We start from the raw sequence: 20,487 nt of genomic DNA on the forward strand, positions 1-20,487 counted from the left end.
AGACGCGGAGAAAAATTTCTGGCAGACTGTCTGTAAAGGCACGATGAGGTCTCTTCTGATTTGTTAGCGCAACCAGTAGATCACACTTCATCGTGCTTTTCATTTTTCTGGGGAACCCTCAGCCCACAGGGAGAGGGAGAAATGCACGTCAACCCACAACGCCCCAGACAAGGTTGCCCTTATGGAACGTCGCGGTACGCGGTGAAATACGCGCCACGGCCTCGGCGGAACAGGAGGCATCCACCAGCACAAAGCTGGCGTCGTCCTGCGCTTTCGGCCATACGCGCTCGCCTTTGTCGTTCAGCGGCAGGACGTCGCCTGTGGCAATACCGAGCGCGCGGGAAAGCGTCTGCTCGTTCGGGCGAACGTAGAGCTGGGCGTACAGATTGGCTTTCTCCAGCATGTCCCCCAGGCCGTACGGCGACCAGTGGTCAATCACGCTGTCGGTGCCGGTCATGACAAACACGCCCTTATCGCGCAGCTGCTTCAGCGGCATGTGCAGGGTGCCAATCGGCACGGTGGAGGCGATAGTCACCTGCTGCGCCGCCATGCGGGTGGCGATCTCGTCCACCAGCTGCTCGTTGAGCGTCGCCAGCGCGAAGGCGTGGCTGATGGTCAGCTTGCCCTTCAGTTCCGGCGTTTTCTCCACGGTTTCCACCATGTAATTTACCGCCGCCACGCCCGCCGGGCTGGTTTCGTGCAGGTGAATATCCACCCCTTTGTCGTAGTCCAGCGCAATCTGGAACATCAGGTCGAGGGATTTCTCCATCGCGCCGTCGACGTTCGTCGGATCGAGCCCGCCCACGTAGTGCGCTCCGGCCTGCATCGCGTCGCGCATCAGCTTTTCAGAGTTTGACAGCAGCAGGCCGTGCTGCGGAAACGCCACGATCTCGCAGTCAAACCCGGGCCTGCGGCGCGCCAGCACCGCCTGCAAATTTTCCAGGTTCTTCAGGCCGGAAACCGGCTCAATGTTGCAGTGGCTGCGGGCGACGGTTGAACCTTTCGACTGGATCAGGTCGATAAGCGCCTCCGCACGCTCCTGCGTGTAGGGCTGTAGCTCCGGGAGCAGCTTTTGCTCAAGGCGGATCATGTCCTGAATGGTGGTGCCCGCCGGGCGGTTAAGCGACCGCCACGGGCCGCCGTAGAAGGTTTTATCCAGATGGATGTGCATGTCGCGCATCGCCGGGAGCATCAGCTTGCCGCCCGCGTCATAGTGCGGCAGCGCGGCACCCGCGTGGCTGTTGTTATCGCAAAGGGCGATAATTTTCCCGTCCTTAATCTCCAGCGTTTTCAGCTCGGTGCGGGTGCTCGTCGCCACGCCGCCGTCGACGTTAAACCCGGCCTCCAGCAGCACGTTGTCCAGGTAGTAATGTTTCGCGGTGATGTTCATCGGTTTGCCGGTCTCGCAGGCTGGTTTTGCGGAGTCGGCAGCATACGCGACGGAGCCGGTCGCGCCAAACAGCGCGCAGGCGGTGACCATTTTGCCGCTCTGGCTGATAAACTCGCGGCGGCTTTTGTTTTCACTCATCTTATCTTCCTTCGTTAACGATATGGGTACCGGTTTCCCCGCGCAGCGCGGCGGGCAGGCGGTCCGGCGAGGTGATAATCACGCGCCTGCCGCCGTGGTGTAAAAATTCCAGCGAGGCGACGATTTTGGGCAGCATGCTGCCCGCCGGGAAGTGGCCCTCGTCTTTGTAACGCGTCATCTGCGCCACGCTCACCTCGTCCAGCGCCTGCTGGTTCGGCTTGCCGAAGTTGATGCACACTTTTTCAACCCCGGTAGTGATCACCAGCACGTCGGCTCGGATCTCGCGCGCCAGCAGCGCGGTGGAGAGATCTTTATCAATCACCGCGTCAACGCTCCGGTAGTCGCCCTGTTCGCCACGCACCACGGGAATGCCCCCACCGCCCGCGCCGATCACCACAAAGCCTTTTTGCGTGAGGGCCTTGATGGCATCGGCTTCGACAATGCGCAGCGGCTGGGGCGAGGCCACCACGCGGCGATAGCCACGGCCGGAATCCTCGACGAAGCGCCAGTCCGGATGCGCCTGCTGCAGCGCATCGCGCTGCGCCTCGCTGAAGAACGCGCCGATCGGCTTTGTCGGGTGCGTGAAGCCGGGATCGTTTTTGTCCACCTCCACCTGCGTGACGACCGTGACCGCTTTTTGCTCCCCGCGCGCCGCCAGGCGGTTGTTGAGCGCCTGCTGGATCAGGTAGCCAATACCGCCCTGGGTGTCCGCGACGCAGTTCGCCAGCGGGGTCAGCGGCAGCCCTTCCCGCTCGTGGGCGATCTCGGCGCGGCGCAGATCCAGCCCCACCTGCGGGCCGTTGCCGTGGGTGAGCACGATGTCATAGTCCGAGGCCAGCATCTCAAGCACCGACTCTGCCACCGCCTTGACCGCCTGCGCCTGATGTTCAACCGACTGGCTGGCGTTGTCTTTGATAATGCTGTTGCCGCCAATGGCGACGACCATAAGCTCTTTCATACGTTTTCCTTCACCATGGTGCGGTATGTTCCCCTCACCCTAACCCTCTCCCCTTTGGGGAGAGGGCAGGGGTGAGGGGCATTGTTTTAGGATTCAGAAACCGGTGCCGCAGCGCTCGCCGCTTCCCGGCTGTCGAGAAAATGCTTCACCACAAACATGCCGCCCATCATCAGGTAGGCCGTGACGAACATCAGCGAGCTGCCCTGCGCAAAGCCCACCACCGGCGCGTGGATCACGCCAAACAGCGCCAGCAGCGCCCCGCCGGCGGCGGCAACGGCCCCGCGCAGCGGTTTGTTGATGATGGCGAAGATGGCGATACACCCCCAGAGCATGCTGGCGAGCGGCGCGCCGTTGCCGAGATGCATCAGCCCCTCGTAGTAGATCCCTTTGCTGTGCAGCACGTCGGTACCGATTTTCGCCGCGCTGGTGCCCGCCGCGCCCATCACGCTGTTCATCATGGTCAGCGCCCAGTTGGCGATCCACGGGAACAGGCAGATGAAGATGACCGGAACCTCGACTTTGGGCGTTTCCCGCACCACCTGGTTGGCGGTGACGACGCCGATAAACACCAGAATCGGCACGATGGCGGTCATCGGGATGATGGCGAGCATAAACGCCCCCAGCCCGAACAGCGGCACGATGAACATGGTCACGCCGGAGGCCAGCGTGTAGCCGATGCTGGCCCCCATCGCTTTCCAGCCGGGATGACCCACGTAGACGGTGACCGGGAACGGGTTGCCCATCAGGCAGCCGAGCATGGAAGCCAGGCCGTTTGCCAGCATCACCTTGCGGGTCGGGTACTCATCCCCCGCCGCGTGGGCGCTTTCAATGTTTTCCAGGTCAAAGATATAGTTCGCCAGCCCCAGCGGTACGGCGGACGCCAGGTACGGCAGCGCGTGCGGCAGGCCCTGCATAAAGCTGTCCACGTGGACTTCCGGCGGGTTAAAGCCGAAGGATGACATGGACGCTTTAATGGCATCCGGGCTTTGCAGGCCGGAGATCCACGCTAATGCCGTACCGGCAATCAGCAGCAGCAGGCCGGTAGGGATGCGGGCAAAGATTGGCTTTTTACCGAACCAGTTAATGAAGATCAGCAGCAGCACGATGAACGATACGGTGGGCGCCTCGAACGCCTGAAGCATCGGGTTCATCGCCAGCAGCAGCAGGCCAAGCCCGGACAGGCACGACAGCAGCACCGTGCGCGGGATCATCCTGCGGATGGTTTCCCCCAGGAACGAACCGCCCGCGAGGATCATCGCCTCCACGAAGCACCACACCAGGCCTATCTGAATCGCGAAATCCGCATCGCCGGTTTGCTGGTAGACGGGCATCAGAACCAGAAAGGTCACGGTAAAAATCGAGGGTGCGCTCGGGCCGGACGGCAGCGCGGTGACGTCCGTCCGTCCGGTGGCGCGCGCCATCTGCAGGCCAAACCACGCGTAGCACACGCTCGCTACCAGCACCGCCAGCCCGAAGGCCGGCGCGATGCGTCCATAAACAATCTCCTTCGGGATGCCGACGACAAAAATGAGCAACCCCATCATGGTCAGCAAATTAGTCAGGTTGTTGGTCATCAACCCGAAATATGCCGCCCAGTCACCTCTTTTCCACTCCAGCTTCATGTTTTTCATGGATGCATGCCTTATAAAAAGTAGCGATCGCGGAAGGTCAACAGCGCCTTTTCAAAACAGCTAAACGGCGGATGCACAATGCCCGCCCCAATCATGCCGATACCGGCGTCCTTGTGGGCAATGGCGGTGTTGATGACCGGCAGAATGCCGCTCCCCGCCACTCTGGTGATGTCGATGGCGGTCGGAATGCCCATAAACGACAGCAGCGGAATAGTGACGTTCGGGTTTTCACCGAGGGTGATTTCGCGCATCTGGCGGGAGAAGTCGATGGCTTCCTCCACCGTTCCGCCCACCAGCGCAACGATCGCCGGCGCCGTTGCCATGGCAAAGCCGCCGATGCCGTAGGTTTCGGTGATGGCGCTGTCGCCGATGTCCAGACCGGAGTCTTCCGGCCTGTAGCCTGCGAACATGGGGCCAATCACCTGCTGCGCCGGGCCGGTGAACCACTGTCCCGGCAGGCCGGAAACACGCAGGCCGAACTCGTAGCCGTTGCGCGCCATGGTGGTGACGACGGTGCTGTACTCGATGCCGTGGGCGGCATCCAGCGCGGCCTTACACATCGCCATCCACGTCGGGCCGGAGAAGTAGTCGCTGCTGGCGACAAACTCAAACACCTCGCGCTGCTGCGCCACCGGATAGCCCGCCTGGATCAGCCCCGGCGTCAGCGCCTGGATCAGCAGCGTGGTGCCCGCGTTGTTGCGGTTGTGGCATTCGTCACCCATGTGCAGCGCCTGCGCCAGCATCAGGCGCAGGTCGATTTCGCCGATAATCTTCATCGCGTCGCGCAGCATCGGCCCGAGCACGTCGCGCATCCAGTTCAGACGGTCGATAACGCTCTGGTCGTTGGCGCCCATGCGCAGGATCTTCGCCATCTGCTCGCTGAGGTTGGTGAACGCCCGGTTGCCGTAGGTTTTGTTCTCAACGATGTGCATAAACATCGACGCGGAGGTGACGCCCGCCATGGAGCCCACGCAGTCGTGCTCGTGGCACGGCGAGAAGGTGATGTCGCCTGAAGCCGCCAGCCTTGCGGCGTCCTCCAGATCCGTCGCCAGCCCTTCGAACACCAGCGCGCCGGTAACCGCGCCCTTCATTGCGCCGCACATGTTTTCCCAGGCGACGGGCGGACCGGCGTGCAGGATGGTGGTGCGGGTCATCCCAGGCACAACGTTAATCGCCTGGTCGAAGCCCACCAGCACCGGATGAGACTGGATGATGCGCTCAAGCGCGACCCTGTTAGCGGCGGCAATTTTTTCCGCCAGCGGTTTCTCTGCCAGCTGGTCGAGCGCCCCGACGACCTGCATGTTGCCCTGCCCCGGCGGCGTCCAGTCGAGCTGCGTCACGGGAACGTGCTGCTTTTTGAGATCGTCGCTGAACATTGCAATACCCACGTTAATCACGTTCAGCGGCTGGTTAAATAAGGTCGTCATTATGCTTTCTCCCCTTTGCAGACAAATTCGCGAGCCAGTAATCCGGTATTGGTGCTGCTGCTGGCCCAGATCACGCCGGCATCGGTCAGCATCTGGCACTGCTGCGCCAGCGACTGGGGATCCTGGTCGGTCCCCAGGACGTAGCCGAGGATCGCCAGCGGACGGTTATCGGCCTGTGCGATCGCCTGCGCCTCTTTGATGGCGTCGAGCATCACCCCCACCGGATCCTCATGGGCGCCAAAGCCGAGCACGAAGTCCATCACGATGACGCCCACCTGCGGGTCGCGCGCTTCCTGCAGCAGGCGGCTGATGCGGTTGGTCGGGTCGATCATCGGGTGCGGTTTGCCGTTGGTGAAGTCGTCGTCACCAAAGTCGAGGAAGGTGTGGGCCTGGCTGACGCTGATGTCCTTCAGGCGCCTGGCCGGATCGGGCTGGATGTTGCTCCAGACGTCGTCGAATTTCGCAAGCGCCGCGAACATCGCTTCGTCGCACAGGGTGCCGCCGCAGAACAGGCCGCGAATGTACTTCTGCTGCGGCGTCAGGCGGGCGCGCACCTCTTCAACCAGCGGCCAGTTGAGCGGATGCAGGTCAAGGGACTCTTTTTTGATGCCGGTGAGCAGCACGGCCTTCAGGGCCGCCTCTTTGGTGCCGCGCGCAAACTGCAGGCCGTCTTCGTCGGCGGGCGGTTCGCTGCGCCCGAGGAAGCACACAACCACAGGCTTGCGGCAGGCGCGCGCGCGGGCCAGCACTTTTTCAGCCACCGCCGGAGCTGGCGGCTTGGAGATCAGGGCAATCACTCGCGTGCCCTCGTCCGCCTCCAGCATATCGATGGCGTCGAGCATCATCAGGCCGCCGATCTTCTCGCTGAGGTCGCGCCCGCCGGTGCCGATCAGCTGCGATACGCCGCCGCCGAACTCGTGGATGCGCACGCTCAGCTCCTGGCTGCCGGTGCCCGAGGCGCCGACAATCCCAATCGGCCCGCGGCGCACCGCGTTGGCGAAGCACAGCCCCGCCCCGTTAATAATGGCGGTGCCGCAGTCCGGCCCCATCAGCAGCAGCCCTTTCTCATGGGCGAGCTGCTTCAGCGCAAGCTCGTCGTCGAGCGAGACGTTATCGGAAAACAGCATCACGTTAAGATCGTTGTCCAGCGCCTGGCGCGCCTCGCGGGCGGCGAAGGTGCCGTTCACTGAAATGACCGCGAGGTTTGCGTCAGGACGGTGGGTTTTGGCGCTGGCCACCGTGGCGTAGCGTGCCTCATGCGAGCCGCCGGACGCTTTACGGGTAAACAGGGCTTCTATTTCAGCCAGCGTTTCGTCATTCGCCGCCTCACCCTTAATGACGATCATCAGGTCGCCGTTTTTCGCGTCCGCTAATTCCGGCGTTAACAGCCCGAGATTTTTTAATACGCCTTTGTTCATTTCCGTCGCCATGGCCACAAATGCCTGCTCGACGCCCGGCAATTTATTGGCTTTGGTGGAAACCGACATTAAGGAAACCGAATCGAAATACGTATTCTTTTTTATAACGATTTTGGTTGGCATTATTTTCACCTGTTTGAGGATAAAAGGGGGCCGCCGTCGCGCAAAATGCACGTCGGTTAAAATGCGTTTGTGATGAATGGCCAGCCGGAAAGGGCTGGCCGAATGCGTTATGCGCCCGCCGCCAGCAGCAGATCGGCTATCGCATCGAAGCCTTTTTCCCGCGCCAGTTCGAGCGGGGTTTTTCCGTATTTATCGGTCATGTGCGGGTTCGCGCCGTGCTCCAGCAGCAGCTTCACGATCTCCTGCTGCTTCGCGCCGCCGTCGTTTAGCACAATGGCCTCCAGCAGCGGCGTCCAGCCCACAAAATTGGTGTGGTTGACGTTGATGTCGGTTTTTTCCAGCAGCTCACGCACGATTTCAACATGCCCTTTTTCACTGGCAGGCGTAATGCCCACGCCGCCGAAGCGCGTCAGGCGGTCAAGATCCGGATTCGCCGGAAGGATAATGCGCAGCAGGGTTAAATCATTGGTCAGGCAGCTAATCAGGAAGGGGTTAAAACAGGTCTGGTCCTGTTTATCAATATCCGCGCCAGCGGCAATTAAAAACTCCACACAGGCGTAATGCTTTTTAAGGCTGGCAATAATAATGGCGGTTCTTTTCTGGCGGCTGGAGGCGTTAATATCCACGCCATTATCCAGGCAGGCTTTTAGCGCGTCGATATTGCCCTCTTCTGCCGCCAGCAGAAATTCCGTCACCAGTGCGTTTGCAGACATATTCTGACTCCCAATGTTAACCTCTGATGTCCTGAGAATAGCAACAGCCTGTTCATAAAAGAATCCGCTTAAAAATGATTCATCGACACGCAATTCATTGTTGAGGTAGATTCAACAGTTCGGCCAAAACGTGCGTCTGTGCAACCTTTTTCTTATGGTTTGCCGCTTTTTAGCGCCGCAGGCTGCAATATCCTTATGGCTAAAAAAGCCTTACATGGCGCGGCCCTGCGCAAATAGTCAGAACTGTGACCGGCTTCAAATGTGATGTAACGGCGTTGTTAAAATATGTTCAAAACTGATGGTAACCGGGAGCCGTAATATGAATTCCATCTTTACCGAAGAGAATCTGCTGGCCTTTACCACCGCGGCTCGTTTTGGCAGCTTTAGCAAAGCCGCCGCCGAGCTTGGCGTGACGACGTCCGCCATCAGTTACACCATTAAACGCATGGAGACCGGGCTGGACGTGGTGCTGTTTGTACGCAACACGCGCAGCATTGAGCTGACAGAATCCGGCTTTTACTTTTACCGTAAGGCCACCGACCTGCTGAATGACTTCCACGCCATCAAGCGCGGGATTGATACCATTTCACAGGGCATTGAGGCGAGAGTGCGCATCTGCATTAATCAGCTTTTGTATACGCCGCGCCATACCGCGAGGCTGCTTCAGGTGCTGAAAAAACAGTTCCCCACCTGCCAGATCACGGTGACGACCGAGGTGTATAACGGCGTCTGGGATTCGATCATTAATAATCAGGCCAATATCGCCATTGGCGCGCCGGATACGCTGCTTGACGGCGGCGGCATCGATTACACCGAGATTGGGGCGATCCGCTGGGTATTTGCCATCGCCCCGACGCATCCGCTGGCCTTCGCCCCGGAGCCGATTTCCGAAAGCCAGCTGCGCCTGTATCCCAACATCATGGTTGAGGATACCGCGCATACCATCAACAAGAAGGTCGGCTGGCTGCTTCACGGGCAGGAGGCAATTCTCGTGCCGGACTTCAACACCAAATGCCAGTGTCAGATCCTGGGGGAAGGGATTGGATTTTTACCGGAGTATATGACGCGTGAGGCGGTGGAAGACGGCCTGCTGGTAACGCGGCGGATTAATAACCCGCGGCAGGATTCCCGCATGCTGCTCGCCACGCAGCATGCGGCGACCGGGCAGGTCACGCGCTGGATCAAACAGCAGTTTGGCCCGGAGGGCGTGCTGACCCGGATCTACGGTGACCTGCTCTGGCGTACTTAGCTTTTGGTCTGAACCCAGAACGCGTGGATAAGACCCGGGAAGTAACCCAGAATGGTCAGAAGGATGTTCAGGATAAACGCCCAGCCCAGTCCCTTGCCAAGCAGAACGCCCAGCGGCGGGAGAATAATCGTAAAAACAACACGCCAAAAACCCATAAAGACTCCGTGCAAGCTAACCAATTGAAAATTATAAAAGACACTTCTCTAAGCGTAGCCAGTTTACCCGTCATCGCCATCTCTTTATTACCCTTTTACCCTCTTTTACGCTTTTGTCACTGGCTTAACGGACGCCATTAGTTTAGCATTTACTTAATTAAGCAAATACTAAACAACCATGACTGAACTCGAACAACTTCAGGCCAGCGCCGGACAGGCCGCCACGCTACTGAAAGCCATGAGCAACCCGCGCAGGCTGCTGATCCTGTGCACGCTCTGCGGCGCGCCCGGAACCAGCGCGGGCGATCTGGCTCGCGCAACGGGGCTAAGCCCCTCCGCCACCTCTCAGCATCTGGCGCGCATGCGTGAAGAGGGGCTTATCGACAGCACCCGTGAAGCCCAGCGCATCCTGTATTCCATCAAAAACGATGCGGTGCATCAGCTGATAAGCACCCTGAAATCCCTCTATTGTCCGTAAGGAGCTGATATGTCTCTTCCTCTTATTTCGCCGCAGCAGGCAAACGCGCTTATCGCTGAGGGCGCAAGGCTGATCGATATTCGCGACGCCGACGAATATGCCCGCGAGCATATTCCGGCTGCGCGCTCTTTACCGCTGGACTCCCTGTCCGGCAGGCTAAACGCCGCGCCTGGTGAAACGGTAATCTTCCACTGTCAGTCCGGGGCCCGAACGGCTAACCATGCCGCACGGCTTGCGCAGGCGGCGTCGCCCGCTCAGGCCTTCGTGGTTGAGGGAGGCATTCAGGGCTGGAAACAGGCCGGTCTGCTGACCGTTGAAGACAAAACCCAGCCGCTGCCGCTGATGCGTCAGGTGCAGATCGCCGCCGGGCTGCTAATCCTCTGCGGCGTGGTGCTGGGATATGGCGTCTCCAGCCTCTTCTTCCTGCTGAGCGGTTTCGTGGGTGCCGGGCTGCTGTTCGCCGGCGTAACGGGCTTTTGCGGCATGGCACGGCTGCTGAAGGTGATGCCGTGGAACCGTGGTACCTCGTAAGCAGTACCCGACAGATTAGACTGTACCCCGCTTCGGACGTGGGCTATGGTGAAGATCGTTATAACGATGAGGAGGTGCTATGTTTTCTGTCGGCGATTATGTCCAACCGCGTCAGGGTGGTCCGAAACTGAAGGTGCTCGAGGTAAATGGCGAAAGCATTGTGGCCGTGCAGGCCAGCAACGAACAGGGCGAGAAATATAACCTGAAAGCGGCAGACGTTGTTCTGTACACCGAAGAGGGTGATTTTGGCGTCTGCTAGGTCGATAGCCGGGCGGAATATACCGCCCGGATGATACTCAGATCAGGAAATCGTCCAGCGTTTTTCCGTTTGCCAGCGCGTTTGCAATTGGCTTCGGCGTACGCCCCTGACCGGTCCACGTTTTCTCTTCACCGTTAGCGTCAATAAAACGATATTTTGCCGCACGCGCTTTACGTTTTTTAGCCGGTTGACCCGCATGAGCCAGCTCACCGCCCAGCAGATCGCTCGGAGAAATACCGTCAGCTTTCATCAGTTCCAGCAGAGCATTAATTTTATCCTGCTGTTCAGCGCGTTGACGCTCTAATTCAGCCTGCTCGCTGCGTTTTTCATCCGTGACAATCCGGAATTTTTCCAGCACTTCTTCCAGAACATCCAGGGATAATTCACGCGCCAGCGCCCGGAGGGTGCGGATATTATTAAGATTCTGTAACGTTAAAGCCATAATAATGAGAAACCTTTCTTCGTGTGTATAACATAAATCAGGCAACAGAATAATTGATTTTTGCGCTGATATCTACCCACCCGCGCGTTTTGACATTATTGTAAATGGATTTAAATATCCGGTTAATATAATCCCGAAATATCTGCCCTTTTATTGCGGAATATACCGTTCTCCCTCTGACCGACAGGCCCTGTTTAAACCCGCCTGCAAATTAGCCCATTCTCCACCGTGGCATAGGGATTTTACGCTGCCTTAACCAACCTAACTATATGTTTTATAAAGACAAACAAGCACAAGGGAAAGAAAATAACGAAGCGCGCAAAAAACAGGCATCTTTAGAGAATTTTGTGGACAAAGCGCCACGAAATAAAGATAAATCACTACTTGTTAGTTAAAAGCCAGAGAGATACTCTATACACTCAAAACAAACCAACCTAAAGCACTAAGCGCCGCGGGTAAAATGCCACTTTTTTGTTCTGTTCGAGGAGTTCAGACATGTTCTCACCGCAGTCTCGCCTGCGCCATGCGGTAGCGGATACTTTCGCGATGGTAGTCTACTGTTCCGTCGTGAACATGCTGATTGAAATTTTCCTGTCGGGAATGTCCTTTGAGCAGTCTCTCTCGTCGCGCCTGGTCGCCATCCCGGTAAATATCATGATTGCCTGGCCGTACGGCTTATATCGCGACGCGGTTATGCGTTTCGCCCGGCGTATTAGCCCGGCTGGCTGGATAAAAAACCTGGCCGACGTGCTGGCTTACGTAACGTTCCAGTCCCCGGTGTACGTGGTTATTTTGCTGACGGTGGGCGCAGACTGGCATCAAATCGCCGCCGCGGTGAGTTCAAATATCGTGGTTTCAATGCTGATGGGTGCGGTGTACGGCTACTTTCTTGACTACTGCCGCCGCCTGTTTAAGGTCAGCCCCTACAGCCAGGCGAAAGCGTAAGGTGAGGCGACTGGCTCATGCCAGTCGCAAAATTACTGTACGTCGCCAAACAGTCCTTTCAGGAACCGCTCCAGCGCCATACGCGAGCTGAAACCGTGCGGAATACCATAATGCTCATGCGTCTCGCCGCCTAAATAGAGCGGAAATTGCTGATAATGATCGCAGGTTTTAATTTCCGAGGCAGGCTCAGCAAATGACAGGCTTCTGTCTTTCAGTGTCGGGTGAATAATGAGAGCGGTACGCCCCATTCGTGCTTCACGGTTAACGTAAACATAATTCTCGCCACGGCGATATCCGTACGCTTTTGATGTTACCTCATCCATGGTGAAACCTTCTTTTTCAAGAACGCGCGCCACTTCATCGGGTCGTAAATACATATCTCTTCCTCGTTATCATTCCTGCCCGGCAACCTTACAGTATTCAGCATTAGCAGGGCTTTCAGAATATTCCATAAACTGCCCGATAAGCCGTGACTCGCTTCAGATATTACATTTCTGAACTAAACTAAACGGGAACACAAAATTATGGAGGATCGTATGTTTAACAGACCGAACCGAAACGATATTAACGACGACACTCAGGATATTCGTAACGATGTCAGCCAATTAGCGGACACGCTGGAAGCGGTGCTCAAATCCTGGGGCTCTGATGCGAAGGATGAAGCAGATGCCGCGAAACGTAAGGCTCAGTCTCTGCTGCGTGAAACACGGGCACGGATGAACGGCCGTTCACGCACCACGCAGGCCGCCTGCGACATGGCCAGCTGCGCCACGACCTTTGTGCGTGAGAAACCGCTCTGTACGCTGGGCACGGTCGCGGCGGTGGGTATTTTTGTCGGCGCCCTGCTCAGCCTGCGTAAATAAGCGTGAGCTATCGGCCCCGGTCGCCCCTGGCGCCGGGGCTTTTCTTTGCCTGAAAGCCTGAAAAACCCGCGCAGTACGCCCTTCCCCGCTGTGCTCATCATTGGGGCTACATCAATCTGATTTTCCCATATCTTGTATGGTTGAATCTTATCTCAACTACATCTAGTATTTCCTTAAGCAAGACACACACGACATGACGCGTTTACTCGCGCCGATTTCTCATTCTAAATGGAAATACGAATCATGAGCATTATTATTTACACTCGTAACAATTGTGTTCAGTGCCACGCCACGAAGCGTGCAATGGAGAGCCGCGGCGTAGCCTTTGAGATGGTCAATCTCGATCAGGTGCCCGATGCGGCCGACATCCTGCGGGCGCAGGGCTTCCGTCAGCTTCCGGTCGTGGTTGCCGGTGACACCAGCTGGTCCGGCTTTCGCCCGGACATGATCAATCGCCTGAGCGCTCAGGCCACGCGTGCATGAGCGGGCTGGTCTACTTTTCCAGCAGCTCGGAAAACACGCTTCGGTTTATGGAGCGCCTCGGGCTGCCTGCGGTGCGCATTCCGCTGAACGAGCGGGAGCGTATTCGGGTAGACGAACCTTACATCCTGGTGGTGCCCAGCTACGGCGGCGGCGGCACGGCGGGAGCCGTTCCCCGTCAGGTGATCCGCTTTCTGAACGATCCCCATAACCGACGACTGATTCGCGGCGTGATCGCGGCGGGCAATCGCAACTTCGGCGAGGCCTTTGCCCGCGCCGGGGATGTCATCTCTCAAAAATGCGGCGTGCCGTATCTCTATCGTTTTGAACTGATGGGGACACAGCAGGACGTAGAGAACGTGCGTAAAGGAGTAAACGAATTTTGGCAACGACAACCGCAGAACGCGTGATTCAGGCGACACCGGATTACCACGCGCTGAACGCGATGCTCAACCTCTATGACCGTGAGGGGCGCATACAGTTTGGTAAAGATCGTGAGGCGGTAGACGCCTTTATCGCCGCCCACGTCCGCCCGAACAGCGTGACCTTCGGCAGCCAGCAGGAGCGTCTCGACTATCTGGTTAAAGAGGGTTATTACGAGGAGCGGGTGTTAACCCGCTACGACCGCGCCTTCGTGGTGGCGTTGTTTGAGCGCGCTCACGCCAGCGGCTTTCGCTTCCAGACGTTTCTCGGCGCGTGGAAGTATTACACCAGCTACACCCTGAAAACCTTCGACGGCAAGCGCTATCTGGAAAGCTTTGAAGATCGCGTGGTCATGGTGGCGCTGACGCTGGCGCAGGGCGATGAAGCGCTGGCCGAAAGGCTGACGGAAGAGATGCTCTCCGGCCGCTTCCAGCCCGCCACGCCCACCTTCCTCAACGGCGGTAAAGCCCAGCGCGGTGAGCTGGTCTCCTGCTTCCTGCTGCGTATTGAAGACAATATGGAGTCGATTGGCCGCGCGGTGAACTCGGCGCTGCAGCTTTCCAAACGCGGCGGCGGCGTGGCGTTTTTGCTTTCGAACCTGCGTGAAGCGGGCGCGCCGATCAAGCGCATCGAAAACCAGTCTTCGGGCGTGATCCCGGTGATGAAGATGCTGGAAGACGCCTTCTCCTATGCCAACCAGCTTGGCGCGCGCCAGGGCGCTGGCGCCGTTTATCTTCACGCCCACCACCCGGACATCCTGCGGTTTCTCGATACCAAACGCGAAAACGCCGACGAAAAAATCCGCATCAAAACCCTGTCGCTTGGCGTAGTAATCCCGGATATCACCTTTACGCTCGCCAAAGAGAATGCCGACATGGCGCTGTTTTCGCCGTATGACGTTGAGCGAATTTACGGCAAAGCGTTTGGCGACGTGGCGATAAGCGAGCTGTACGACGAGCTGGTTGCCGACGATCGCATTCGCAAAAAATACATCAACGCCCGGGATTTCTTCCAGACGCTGGCTGAAATTCAGTTTGAATCCGGCTATCCGTACATCATGTACGAGGACACGGTGAATCGCGCGAATCCGGTTGCCGGGCGCATCAACATGAGCAACCTGTGCTCGGAGATTTTGCAGGTCAACAGCGCCTCCACCTATGACGAGAATCTGGACTACGCCGACATCGGCAAAGATATCTCCTGTAACCTCGGGTCGCTGAATATTGCCCACACCATGGATTCTCCCGATTTTGGCCGCACGGTGGAGACCGCCGTTCGCGGGCTGACGGCGGTCTCGGACATGAGCCACATCCGCAGCGTGCCGTCCATTGAGGCAGGCAACGCCGCGTCGCACGCCATCGGCCTCGGGCAGATGAACCTGCACGGCTATCTGGCGCGGGAGGGCATCGCCTACGGCAGCCCGGAAGGGCTCGATTTCACCAACTTCTATTTCTACACCGTCACCTGGCACGCGCTGCACACGTCCATGATGCTGGCGCGCGAGCGCAACCAGCGTTTCGCCGGCTTTGAGCGGTCGCGCTACGCCAGCGGGGCGTATTTCAGCCAGTATCTGGAAGGCGACTGGCAGCCGAAAACCGAAAAGGTGCGCGAGCTGTTCGCGCGTGCGGGGATCGTTCTGCCGACGCGCGACATGTGGCTGCAGCTGCGTGACGACGTGATGCGCTACGGCATCTACAACCAGAACCTGCAGGCGGTGCCGCCGACCGGCTCGATCTCTTACATCAACCACGCCACGTCGAGCATTCACCCGATCGTGTCGAAAATTGAGATCCGTAAGGAAGGCAAAACCGGGCGCGTCTACTACCCCGCCCCGTTTATGACCAATGAGAACCTTGCGCTGTATCAGGACGCGTATGAAATCGGCCCGGAAAAAATCATCGATACCTACGCCGAGGCAACCCGACACGTGGATCAGGGGCTGTCGCTGACGCTGTTCTTCCCGGATACCGCCACCACGCGGGATATCAACAGAGCGCAGATTTACGCCTGGAAGAAAGGCATCAAAACGCTGTACTACATTCGCCTGCGCCAGCTTGCGCTGGAAGGCACCGAAATTGAAGGCTGCGTGTCCTGCGCGCTGTAAGGAGAAAGGATGAAACTGTCACGCGTGAGCGCCGTTAACTGGAACAAGATTCAGGACGACAAAGATCTGGAGGTGTGGAACCGCCTCACCAGCAACTTCTGGCTGCCGGAAAAGGTGCCGCTTTCCAACGATATTGCGGCGTGGCAGACCCTCAGCCACGCCGAGCAGCAGCTGACGATCCGCGTCTTTACCGGCCTGACCCTGCTGGACACCATTCAGAACACCGTGGGCGCGCCCGCGCTGATGAGCGATGCGCTGACGCCGCACGAAGAGGCGGTGATGTCGAATATCAGCTTCATGGAGGCAGTGCACGCCCGATCCTACAGCTCGATTTTCTCGACGCTGTGCCAGACCAGAGATGTTGATGCAGCCTACGCCTGGAGCGAGGAGAGCGCGTCGTTGCAGCGCAAGGCGGAGCTGGTGCTGGAATATTATCGGGCCGACGAGCCGCTGAAGAAGAAGATCGCCAGCGTGTTCCTGGAATCGTTCCTCTTCTATTCTGGCTTCTGGCTGCCAATGTACTGGTCGAGCCGGGGCAAGCTCACCAACACCGCCGATTTGATTCGCCTCATCATCCGGGATGAAGCGGTGCACGGATACTATATCGGCTATAAGTACCAGAAAGGGCTGGAGAAAGTCAGCGACGCGAAGCGCGAGGAGCTGAAGGGCTTTGCCCTTGATTTGCTGATGGATCTGTACGATAACGAGCTGCGCTATACCGACGAACTCTACGCCGGAACCGGCTGGGAAGAGGACGTGAAGGCGTTCCTCTGTTACAACGCCAATAAAGCGCTGATGAACCTCGGCTACGAGGCGCTGTTCCCGCCGGAAATGGCGGAGGTGAACCCGGCGATCCTGGCGGCGCTGTCGCCGAACGCCGACGAAAACCATGACTTCTTCTCCGGGTCCGGGTCGTCGTACGTGATGGGCAAAGCGGTGGAGACGGAAGACGAGGACTGGGATTTTTAATGTAGGCAGTAACGTTCATTAATTAAATATAAATCCCATTATTTCCACACCATTATTTGACCAGGCACTACACTGTAATTTACCCGTCATATTCGCCTGAATCACACCGATTCAGGCGAAATTTCCCGATGCAGCAGCAAAAAATTCAGAAAAATTCAAACCTCCCTCAGCCCTTTATTCATGGGAAATTCAGCCGTTTCGCTTGTGGCAAAATTCCGGCCTCAGGCCGGTGCAGGGTTGTCTCAGAATCTGAGTATGTTAGGGTAATGCCAGTTAACTATTTACCATGGTAATCATATCGACATAAACAAATAACAGGACACTCTCTATTGCATGGCAATTAAATTAGAAGTGAAAAATCTTTATAAAATATTTGGCGAGCATCCGCAGCGCGCATTCAAATATATTGAGAAAGGCCTTTCGAAAGAGCAAATTCTGGAAAAAACCGGGCTATCGCTTGGCGTTAAAGACGCCAGTCTGGCCATTGAAGAAGGCGAGATATTTGTCATCATGGGATTATCCGGTTCGGGTAAATCCACTATGGTTCGCCTTCTCAATCGCCTGATTGAACCCACCCGCGGACAGGTGCTGATTGACGGCGTGGATATCGCCAGAATATCAGACGCCGAGCTTCGCGAGGTGCGCAGAAAGAAGATTGCAATGGTGTTTCAGTCATTCGCGCTAATGCCGCATATGACGGTGCTGGATAATACCGCCTTTGGCATGGAATTAGCCGGCACGCCCGCTCAGGAACGTCAGGAAAAAGCCCTTGATGCGCTGCGTCAGGTGGGGCTGGAGAATTATGCGCACGCGTATCCGGATGAACTTTCCGGCGGTATGCGCCAGCGCGTAGGATTAGCCCGCGCATTAGCCATTAATCCGGATATATTATTAATGGATGAAGCCTTCTCGGCTCTCGATCCGTTAATTCGTACCGAGATGCAGGATGAGCTGGTAAAATTACAGGCCAAACATCAGCGCACGATTGTTTTTATTTCTCACGATCTGGATGAAGCCATGCGTATTGGCGACCGTATCGCCATTATGCAAAATGGTGAAGTGGTGCAGGTCGGCACGCCGGATGAAATTCTCAATAACCCGGCGAATGATTATGTGCGCACCTTCTTCCGCGGCGTGGATATTAGCCAGGTATTCAGCGCCAAAGATATTGCCCGCCGAACCCCGAACGGCATTATCCGTAAAACGCCGGGTTTTGGCCCGCGCTCCGCGCTTAAGCTGCTGCAGGACGAAGACCGTGAATACGGCTATCTGGTTGAACGCGGCAATAAATTTGTCGGCGTTGTTTCCATCGACTCTCTGAAAACCGCACTCGGCGAAAACCAGGGAATCGATGCGGCGTTAATTGACGCTCCGCTTGCCGTGGACGCCGAAACGCCGCTCAGCGAGCTGCTCTCTCACGTCGGCCAGGCGCCGTGCGCCGTGCCGGTTATCGGTGAGGAACAACAGTACGTTGGCATCATCTCAAAACGCATGTTGCTGCAGGCTTTAGATCGCGAGGGGGCAAACAATGACCGATCAATCTAACCCGTGGGGCACCACTGAAGCGGCGGACAGCGCTGCGCAATCCGCCGATGCGTGGGGCTCCACGCCAGCGCCGGCCGATGGCGGCGGCGCGGCAGACTGGCTGAACAGCGCACCCGCGCCTGCGCCAGAACACTTCAACATTATGGATCCGTTCCACAAAACGCTGATCCCGCTGGACAGCTGGGTCACGCAGGGGATCGACTGGGTGGTAACCCACTTCCGCCCGGTATTCCAGGGGATCCGCATCCCGGTGGATTACATCCTGAACGGCTTCCAGCAGCTGATGCTGGGCATGCCTGCACCGGTGGCCATTATCCTGTTCTCGCTTATCGCGTGGCAGTTTGGCAGCGCGGGGATGGGGGTCGCCACGCTGATTTCCCTGATCGCTATCGGCGCGATTGGCGCGTGGTCTCAGGCGATGATCACCCTCGCGCTGGTGCTGACCGCCCTGCTGTTCTGCATCGTCATCGGGCTACCGATGGGGATCTGGCTGGCGCGTAGCCCGCGGGCCGCGAAAATTATCCGTCCGCTGCTGGATGCGATGCAGACCACGCCGGCGTTCGTTTATCTGGTGCCTATCGTGATGCTCTTCGGCATCGGTAACGTGCCGGGCGTGGTGGTGACCATCATCTTCGCCCTGCCGCCGATTATTCGCCTGACCATTCTGGGCATTAACCAGGTGCCGGCAGATCTGATTGAGGCATCGCGCTCGTTCGGCGCCAGCCCGCGCCAGATGCTGTTTAAGGTTCAGCTTCCGCTGGCGATGCCGACCATTATGGCTGGCGTTAACCAGACGCTGATGCTGGCGCTGTCGATGGTGGTTATCGCCTCGATGATTGCCGTTGGCGGACTAGGCCAGATGGTGCTGCGCGGCATTGGCCGCCTCGACATGGGGCTGGCAACCGTCGGCGGCGTAGGAATTGTGATCCTCGCCATTATTCTTGACCGCCTGACCCAGGCCGTCGGTCGTGATTCACGCAGTCGCGGCAACCGTCGCTGGTATACCACCGGCCCTGTCGGGTTACTCACCCGTCCATTTACAAAATAAGGAACAACGATGCGACAGAGCGTACTTTTTGCTACAGCGATTGCCACCCTTGTCTCCACCAGCACGTTTGCGGCTGAGCTGCCGGGTAAAGGCATTACCGTACAGCCGGTGCAGAGCACCATTTCGGAAGAGAGCTTCCAGACGCAGATCGTCAGCCGCGCGCTGGAGAAGCTGGGCTATACGGTAAATACCGCCAGCGAAGTGGATTACAACGTAGGCTATACCTCGATTGCCTCCGGTGACGCCACCTTTACCGCCGTGAACTGGCAGCCGCTGCACGACGACATGTATGCCGCCGCGGGCGGCGACAAGAAGTTCTACCGGGAAGGCACCTTCGTGACCGGCGCGGCGCAGGGCTATCTGATCGACAAGAAAACCGCCGATAAGTACCACATCACCAACATTGAGCAGCTGAAGGATCCGAAGATCGCCAGACTGTTCGATACCAACGGTGACGGCAAGGCCGACATGATGGGCTGTTCACCGGGCTGGGGCTGTGAAGCGGTGATCAACCACCAGAACAAGGCCTTTGACCTGGCGAAGACCGTCGACGTGAGCCACGGTAACTACTCCGCGATGATGGCCGATACCATCGCTCGTTTTAAAGAGGGCAAACCGGTCATCTATTATACCTGGACCCCGTACTGGGTGAGCGACGTGCTGAAGCCGGGCAAAGACGTGGTGTGGCTGCAGGTACCGTTCTCCTCCCTGCCGGGCGAACAAAAAGATATCGACACCAAACTGCCGAACGGCATGAACTATGGCTTCCCGGTGAACACCATGCATATTGTGGCTAACAAAGCCTGGGCCGAGAAAAACCCGGCGGCGGCGAAGCTGTTCTCCGTGATGAAGCTGCCGCTGGCGGACATCAACGCTCAGAACGCCATGATGCACGCGGGTAAATCCTCCGAAGCGGATATTAAAAACCACGTGGATGGCTGGATAAAAGCCCACCAGCAGCAGTTTGACGGTTGGGTGAAGGAGGCGCTTGAGGCGCAGAAGTAAGTTTTTCCCCTCACCCCGGCCCTCTCCCCAAAGGGAAGAGGGTGGAAAAGTCCCCTCTCCCCTTTGGGGCTGAGGGATCCCCAGTAATATGGTCATACCACCATGACCATATTACTGTACTCTTTTCCCAGCTTTTTCATCTCGTTAACTATATTCAGGCGTCTTACTTTCCCGGGCTCATGCCGGATGACTT

At 57.6% G+C, this 20,487-nt stretch carries 22 protein-coding genes; 13 read left to right on the forward strand and 9 right to left on the reverse strand.

Going from position 1 to position 20,487, the window contains the following annotated elements; translation table 11 throughout:
* Positions 1-148: 148 nt before the first annotated feature.
* From OWK27_RS24020 to OWK27_RS24045, 6 genes are all read right to left on the reverse strand, one after another.
* A complete protein-coding gene (locus OWK27_RS24020; protein ID WP_267591349.1) occupies positions 149-1,528 on the reverse strand; it encodes an amidohydrolase family protein in 1,380 nt (459 codons plus the stop codon).
* A gap of 1 nt (position 1,529) precedes the next feature.
* Positions 1,530-2,486: a carbamate kinase family protein gene (locus OWK27_RS24025; protein WP_267591350.1), complete on the reverse strand. Its 957-nt coding sequence runs from the start codon at positions 2,484-2,486 to the stop codon at positions 1,530-1,532.
* Between the two features lie 86 nt (positions 2,487-2,572).
* Positions 2,573-4,117, reverse strand: coding sequence for a xanthine permease (locus OWK27_RS24030; RefSeq protein WP_193356678.1), 1,545 nt, complete (start codon positions 4,115-4,117; stop codon positions 2,573-2,575).
* A gap of 11 nt (positions 4,118-4,128) precedes the next feature.
* Entirely contained in the window at positions 4,129-5,544 is a 1,416-nt protein-coding gene (locus OWK27_RS24035; RefSeq protein WP_176678687.1) for a DUF1116 domain-containing protein, read from the reverse strand.
* Positions 5,544-7,085: an acyl-CoA synthetase FdrA gene (gene fdrA, locus OWK27_RS24040; protein WP_267591351.1), complete on the reverse strand. Its 1,542-nt coding sequence runs from the start codon at positions 7,083-7,085 to the stop codon at positions 5,544-5,546. Before fdrA ends, OWK27_RS24035 begins: the two co-directional genes overlap by 1 nt.
* 107 nt (positions 7,086-7,192) lie before the next feature.
* Complete coding sequence (locus OWK27_RS24045) at positions 7,193-7,798, reverse strand: ankyrin repeat domain-containing protein (RefSeq protein WP_267591352.1); 606 nt, start codon at positions 7,796-7,798, stop codon at positions 7,193-7,195.
* Positions 7,799-8,117: 319 nt separating this feature from the next.
* Here OWK27_RS24045 and OWK27_RS24050 point away from each other — a divergent pair, with 319 nt between their 5' ends.
* Positions 8,118-9,047: a LysR substrate-binding domain-containing protein gene (locus tag OWK27_RS24050; RefSeq protein WP_176609658.1), complete on the forward strand. Its 930-nt coding sequence runs from the start codon at positions 8,118-8,120 to the stop codon at positions 9,045-9,047.
* On the opposite strand, the gene OWK27_RS24055 is transcribed toward OWK27_RS24050, so the two are convergent.
* The gene (locus OWK27_RS24055) at positions 9,044-9,202 is read right to left on the reverse strand and encodes a YqaE/Pmp3 family membrane protein (protein WP_003862203.1); all 159 of its coding nucleotides are present in this window, start codon (positions 9,200-9,202) and stop codon (positions 9,044-9,046) included. The two genes, OWK27_RS24050 and OWK27_RS24055, sit on opposite strands and share 4 nt — an antisense overlap.
* Positions 9,203-9,380: 178 nt before the next feature.
* Between OWK27_RS24055 and OWK27_RS24060 the strand changes: the two genes are divergently transcribed.
* From OWK27_RS24060 to OWK27_RS24070, 3 genes are all read left to right on the forward strand, one after another.
* Complete coding sequence (locus tag OWK27_RS24060; RefSeq protein ID WP_148421387.1) at positions 9,381-9,680, forward strand: ArsR/SmtB family transcription factor; 300 nt, start codon at positions 9,381-9,383, stop codon at positions 9,678-9,680.
* Between the two features lie 9 nt (positions 9,681-9,689).
* A complete protein-coding gene (locus OWK27_RS24065) occupies positions 9,690-10,211 on the forward strand; it encodes a rhodanese family protein (RefSeq protein WP_176609657.1) in 522 nt (173 codons plus the stop codon).
* A gap of 79 nt (positions 10,212-10,290) precedes the next feature.
* Positions 10,291-10,470: a hypothetical protein gene (locus OWK27_RS24070; protein ID WP_148421383.1), complete on the forward strand. Its 180-nt coding sequence runs from the start codon at positions 10,291-10,293 to the stop codon at positions 10,468-10,470.
* Positions 10,471-10,507: 37 nt separating this feature from the next.
* Here the strand turns inward: OWK27_RS24070 and stpA are convergent, their stop codons facing one another.
* Entirely contained in the window at positions 10,508-10,912 is a 405-nt protein-coding gene (gene stpA / locus OWK27_RS24075) for a DNA-binding protein StpA (RefSeq protein ID WP_267591353.1), read from the reverse strand.
* A gap of 495 nt (positions 10,913-11,407) precedes the next feature.
* Between stpA and alaE the strand changes: the two genes are divergently transcribed.
* A complete protein-coding gene (alaE, locus tag OWK27_RS24080) occupies positions 11,408-11,857 on the forward strand; it encodes an L-alanine exporter AlaE (RefSeq protein WP_148421379.1) in 450 nt (149 codons plus the stop codon).
* Between the two features lie 32 nt (positions 11,858-11,889).
* On the opposite strand, the gene OWK27_RS24085 is transcribed toward alaE, so the two are convergent.
* Positions 11,890-12,234 carry a DUF2002 family protein gene (locus OWK27_RS24085; RefSeq protein WP_267591354.1) on the reverse strand — a complete coding sequence of 115 codons (345 nt, stop codon included), beginning with the start codon at positions 12,232-12,234 and terminating at the stop codon, positions 11,890-11,892.
* Between the two features lie 159 nt (positions 12,235-12,393).
* On the opposite strand from OWK27_RS24085, the gene OWK27_RS24090 reads away from it, so the two are divergent.
* The 8 genes from OWK27_RS24090 to proX all read left to right on the forward strand — a co-directional run bounded on the left by OWK27_RS24090 (position 12,394) and on the right by proX (position 20,294).
* Positions 12,394-12,720, forward strand: coding sequence for a DUF883 domain-containing protein (locus OWK27_RS24090; RefSeq protein ID WP_017382769.1), 327 nt, complete (start codon positions 12,394-12,396; stop codon positions 12,718-12,720).
* 243 nt (positions 12,721-12,963) lie between these two features.
* A complete protein-coding gene (gene nrdH / locus OWK27_RS24095; protein WP_148421378.1) occupies positions 12,964-13,203 on the forward strand; it encodes a glutaredoxin-like protein NrdH in 240 nt (79 codons plus the stop codon).
* Positions 13,200-13,610, forward strand: coding sequence for a class Ib ribonucleoside-diphosphate reductase assembly flavoprotein NrdI (gene nrdI, locus OWK27_RS24100; protein ID WP_148421376.1), 411 nt, complete (start codon positions 13,200-13,202; stop codon positions 13,608-13,610). Before nrdH ends, nrdI begins: the two co-directional genes overlap by 4 nt.
* Positions 13,583-15,727: a class 1b ribonucleoside-diphosphate reductase subunit alpha gene (gene nrdE / locus OWK27_RS24105; RefSeq protein ID WP_252004306.1), complete on the forward strand. Its 2,145-nt coding sequence runs from the start codon at positions 13,583-13,585 to the stop codon at positions 15,725-15,727. The genes nrdI and nrdE overlap by 28 nt, the downstream gene beginning before the upstream one ends.
* A gap of 9 nt (positions 15,728-15,736) precedes the next feature.
* On the forward strand, positions 15,737-16,696 hold the full coding sequence (nrdF, locus tag OWK27_RS24110; RefSeq protein WP_242171254.1) for a class 1b ribonucleoside-diphosphate reductase subunit beta: 960 nt from the start codon (positions 15,737-15,739) through the stop codon (positions 16,694-16,696).
* Positions 16,697-17,029: 333 nt separating this feature from the next.
* Entirely contained in the window at positions 17,030-18,241 is a 1,212-nt protein-coding gene (gene proV / locus OWK27_RS24115; protein ID WP_252004305.1) for a glycine betaine/L-proline ABC transporter ATP-binding protein ProV, read from the forward strand.
* A complete protein-coding gene (proW, locus tag OWK27_RS24120) occupies positions 18,225-19,289 on the forward strand; it encodes a glycine betaine/L-proline ABC transporter permease ProW (RefSeq protein ID WP_148421367.1) in 1,065 nt (354 codons plus the stop codon). Before proV ends, proW begins: the two co-directional genes overlap by 17 nt.
* Before the next feature lie 9 nt (positions 19,290-19,298).
* Positions 19,299-20,294 (forward strand): glycine betaine/L-proline ABC transporter substrate-binding protein ProX, encoded by a 996-nt coding sequence (gene proX / locus OWK27_RS24125; RefSeq protein ID WP_148421365.1) that lies wholly within the window; start codon positions 19,299-19,301, stop codon positions 20,292-20,294.
* Positions 20,295-20,487: the final 193 nt, after the last annotated feature.

It is taken from the genome of Enterobacter cloacae complex sp. 2022EL-00788, assembly GCF_026627565.1.
GTDB lineage: Bacteria > Pseudomonadota > Gammaproteobacteria > Enterobacterales > Enterobacteriaceae > Enterobacter > Enterobacter pasteurii.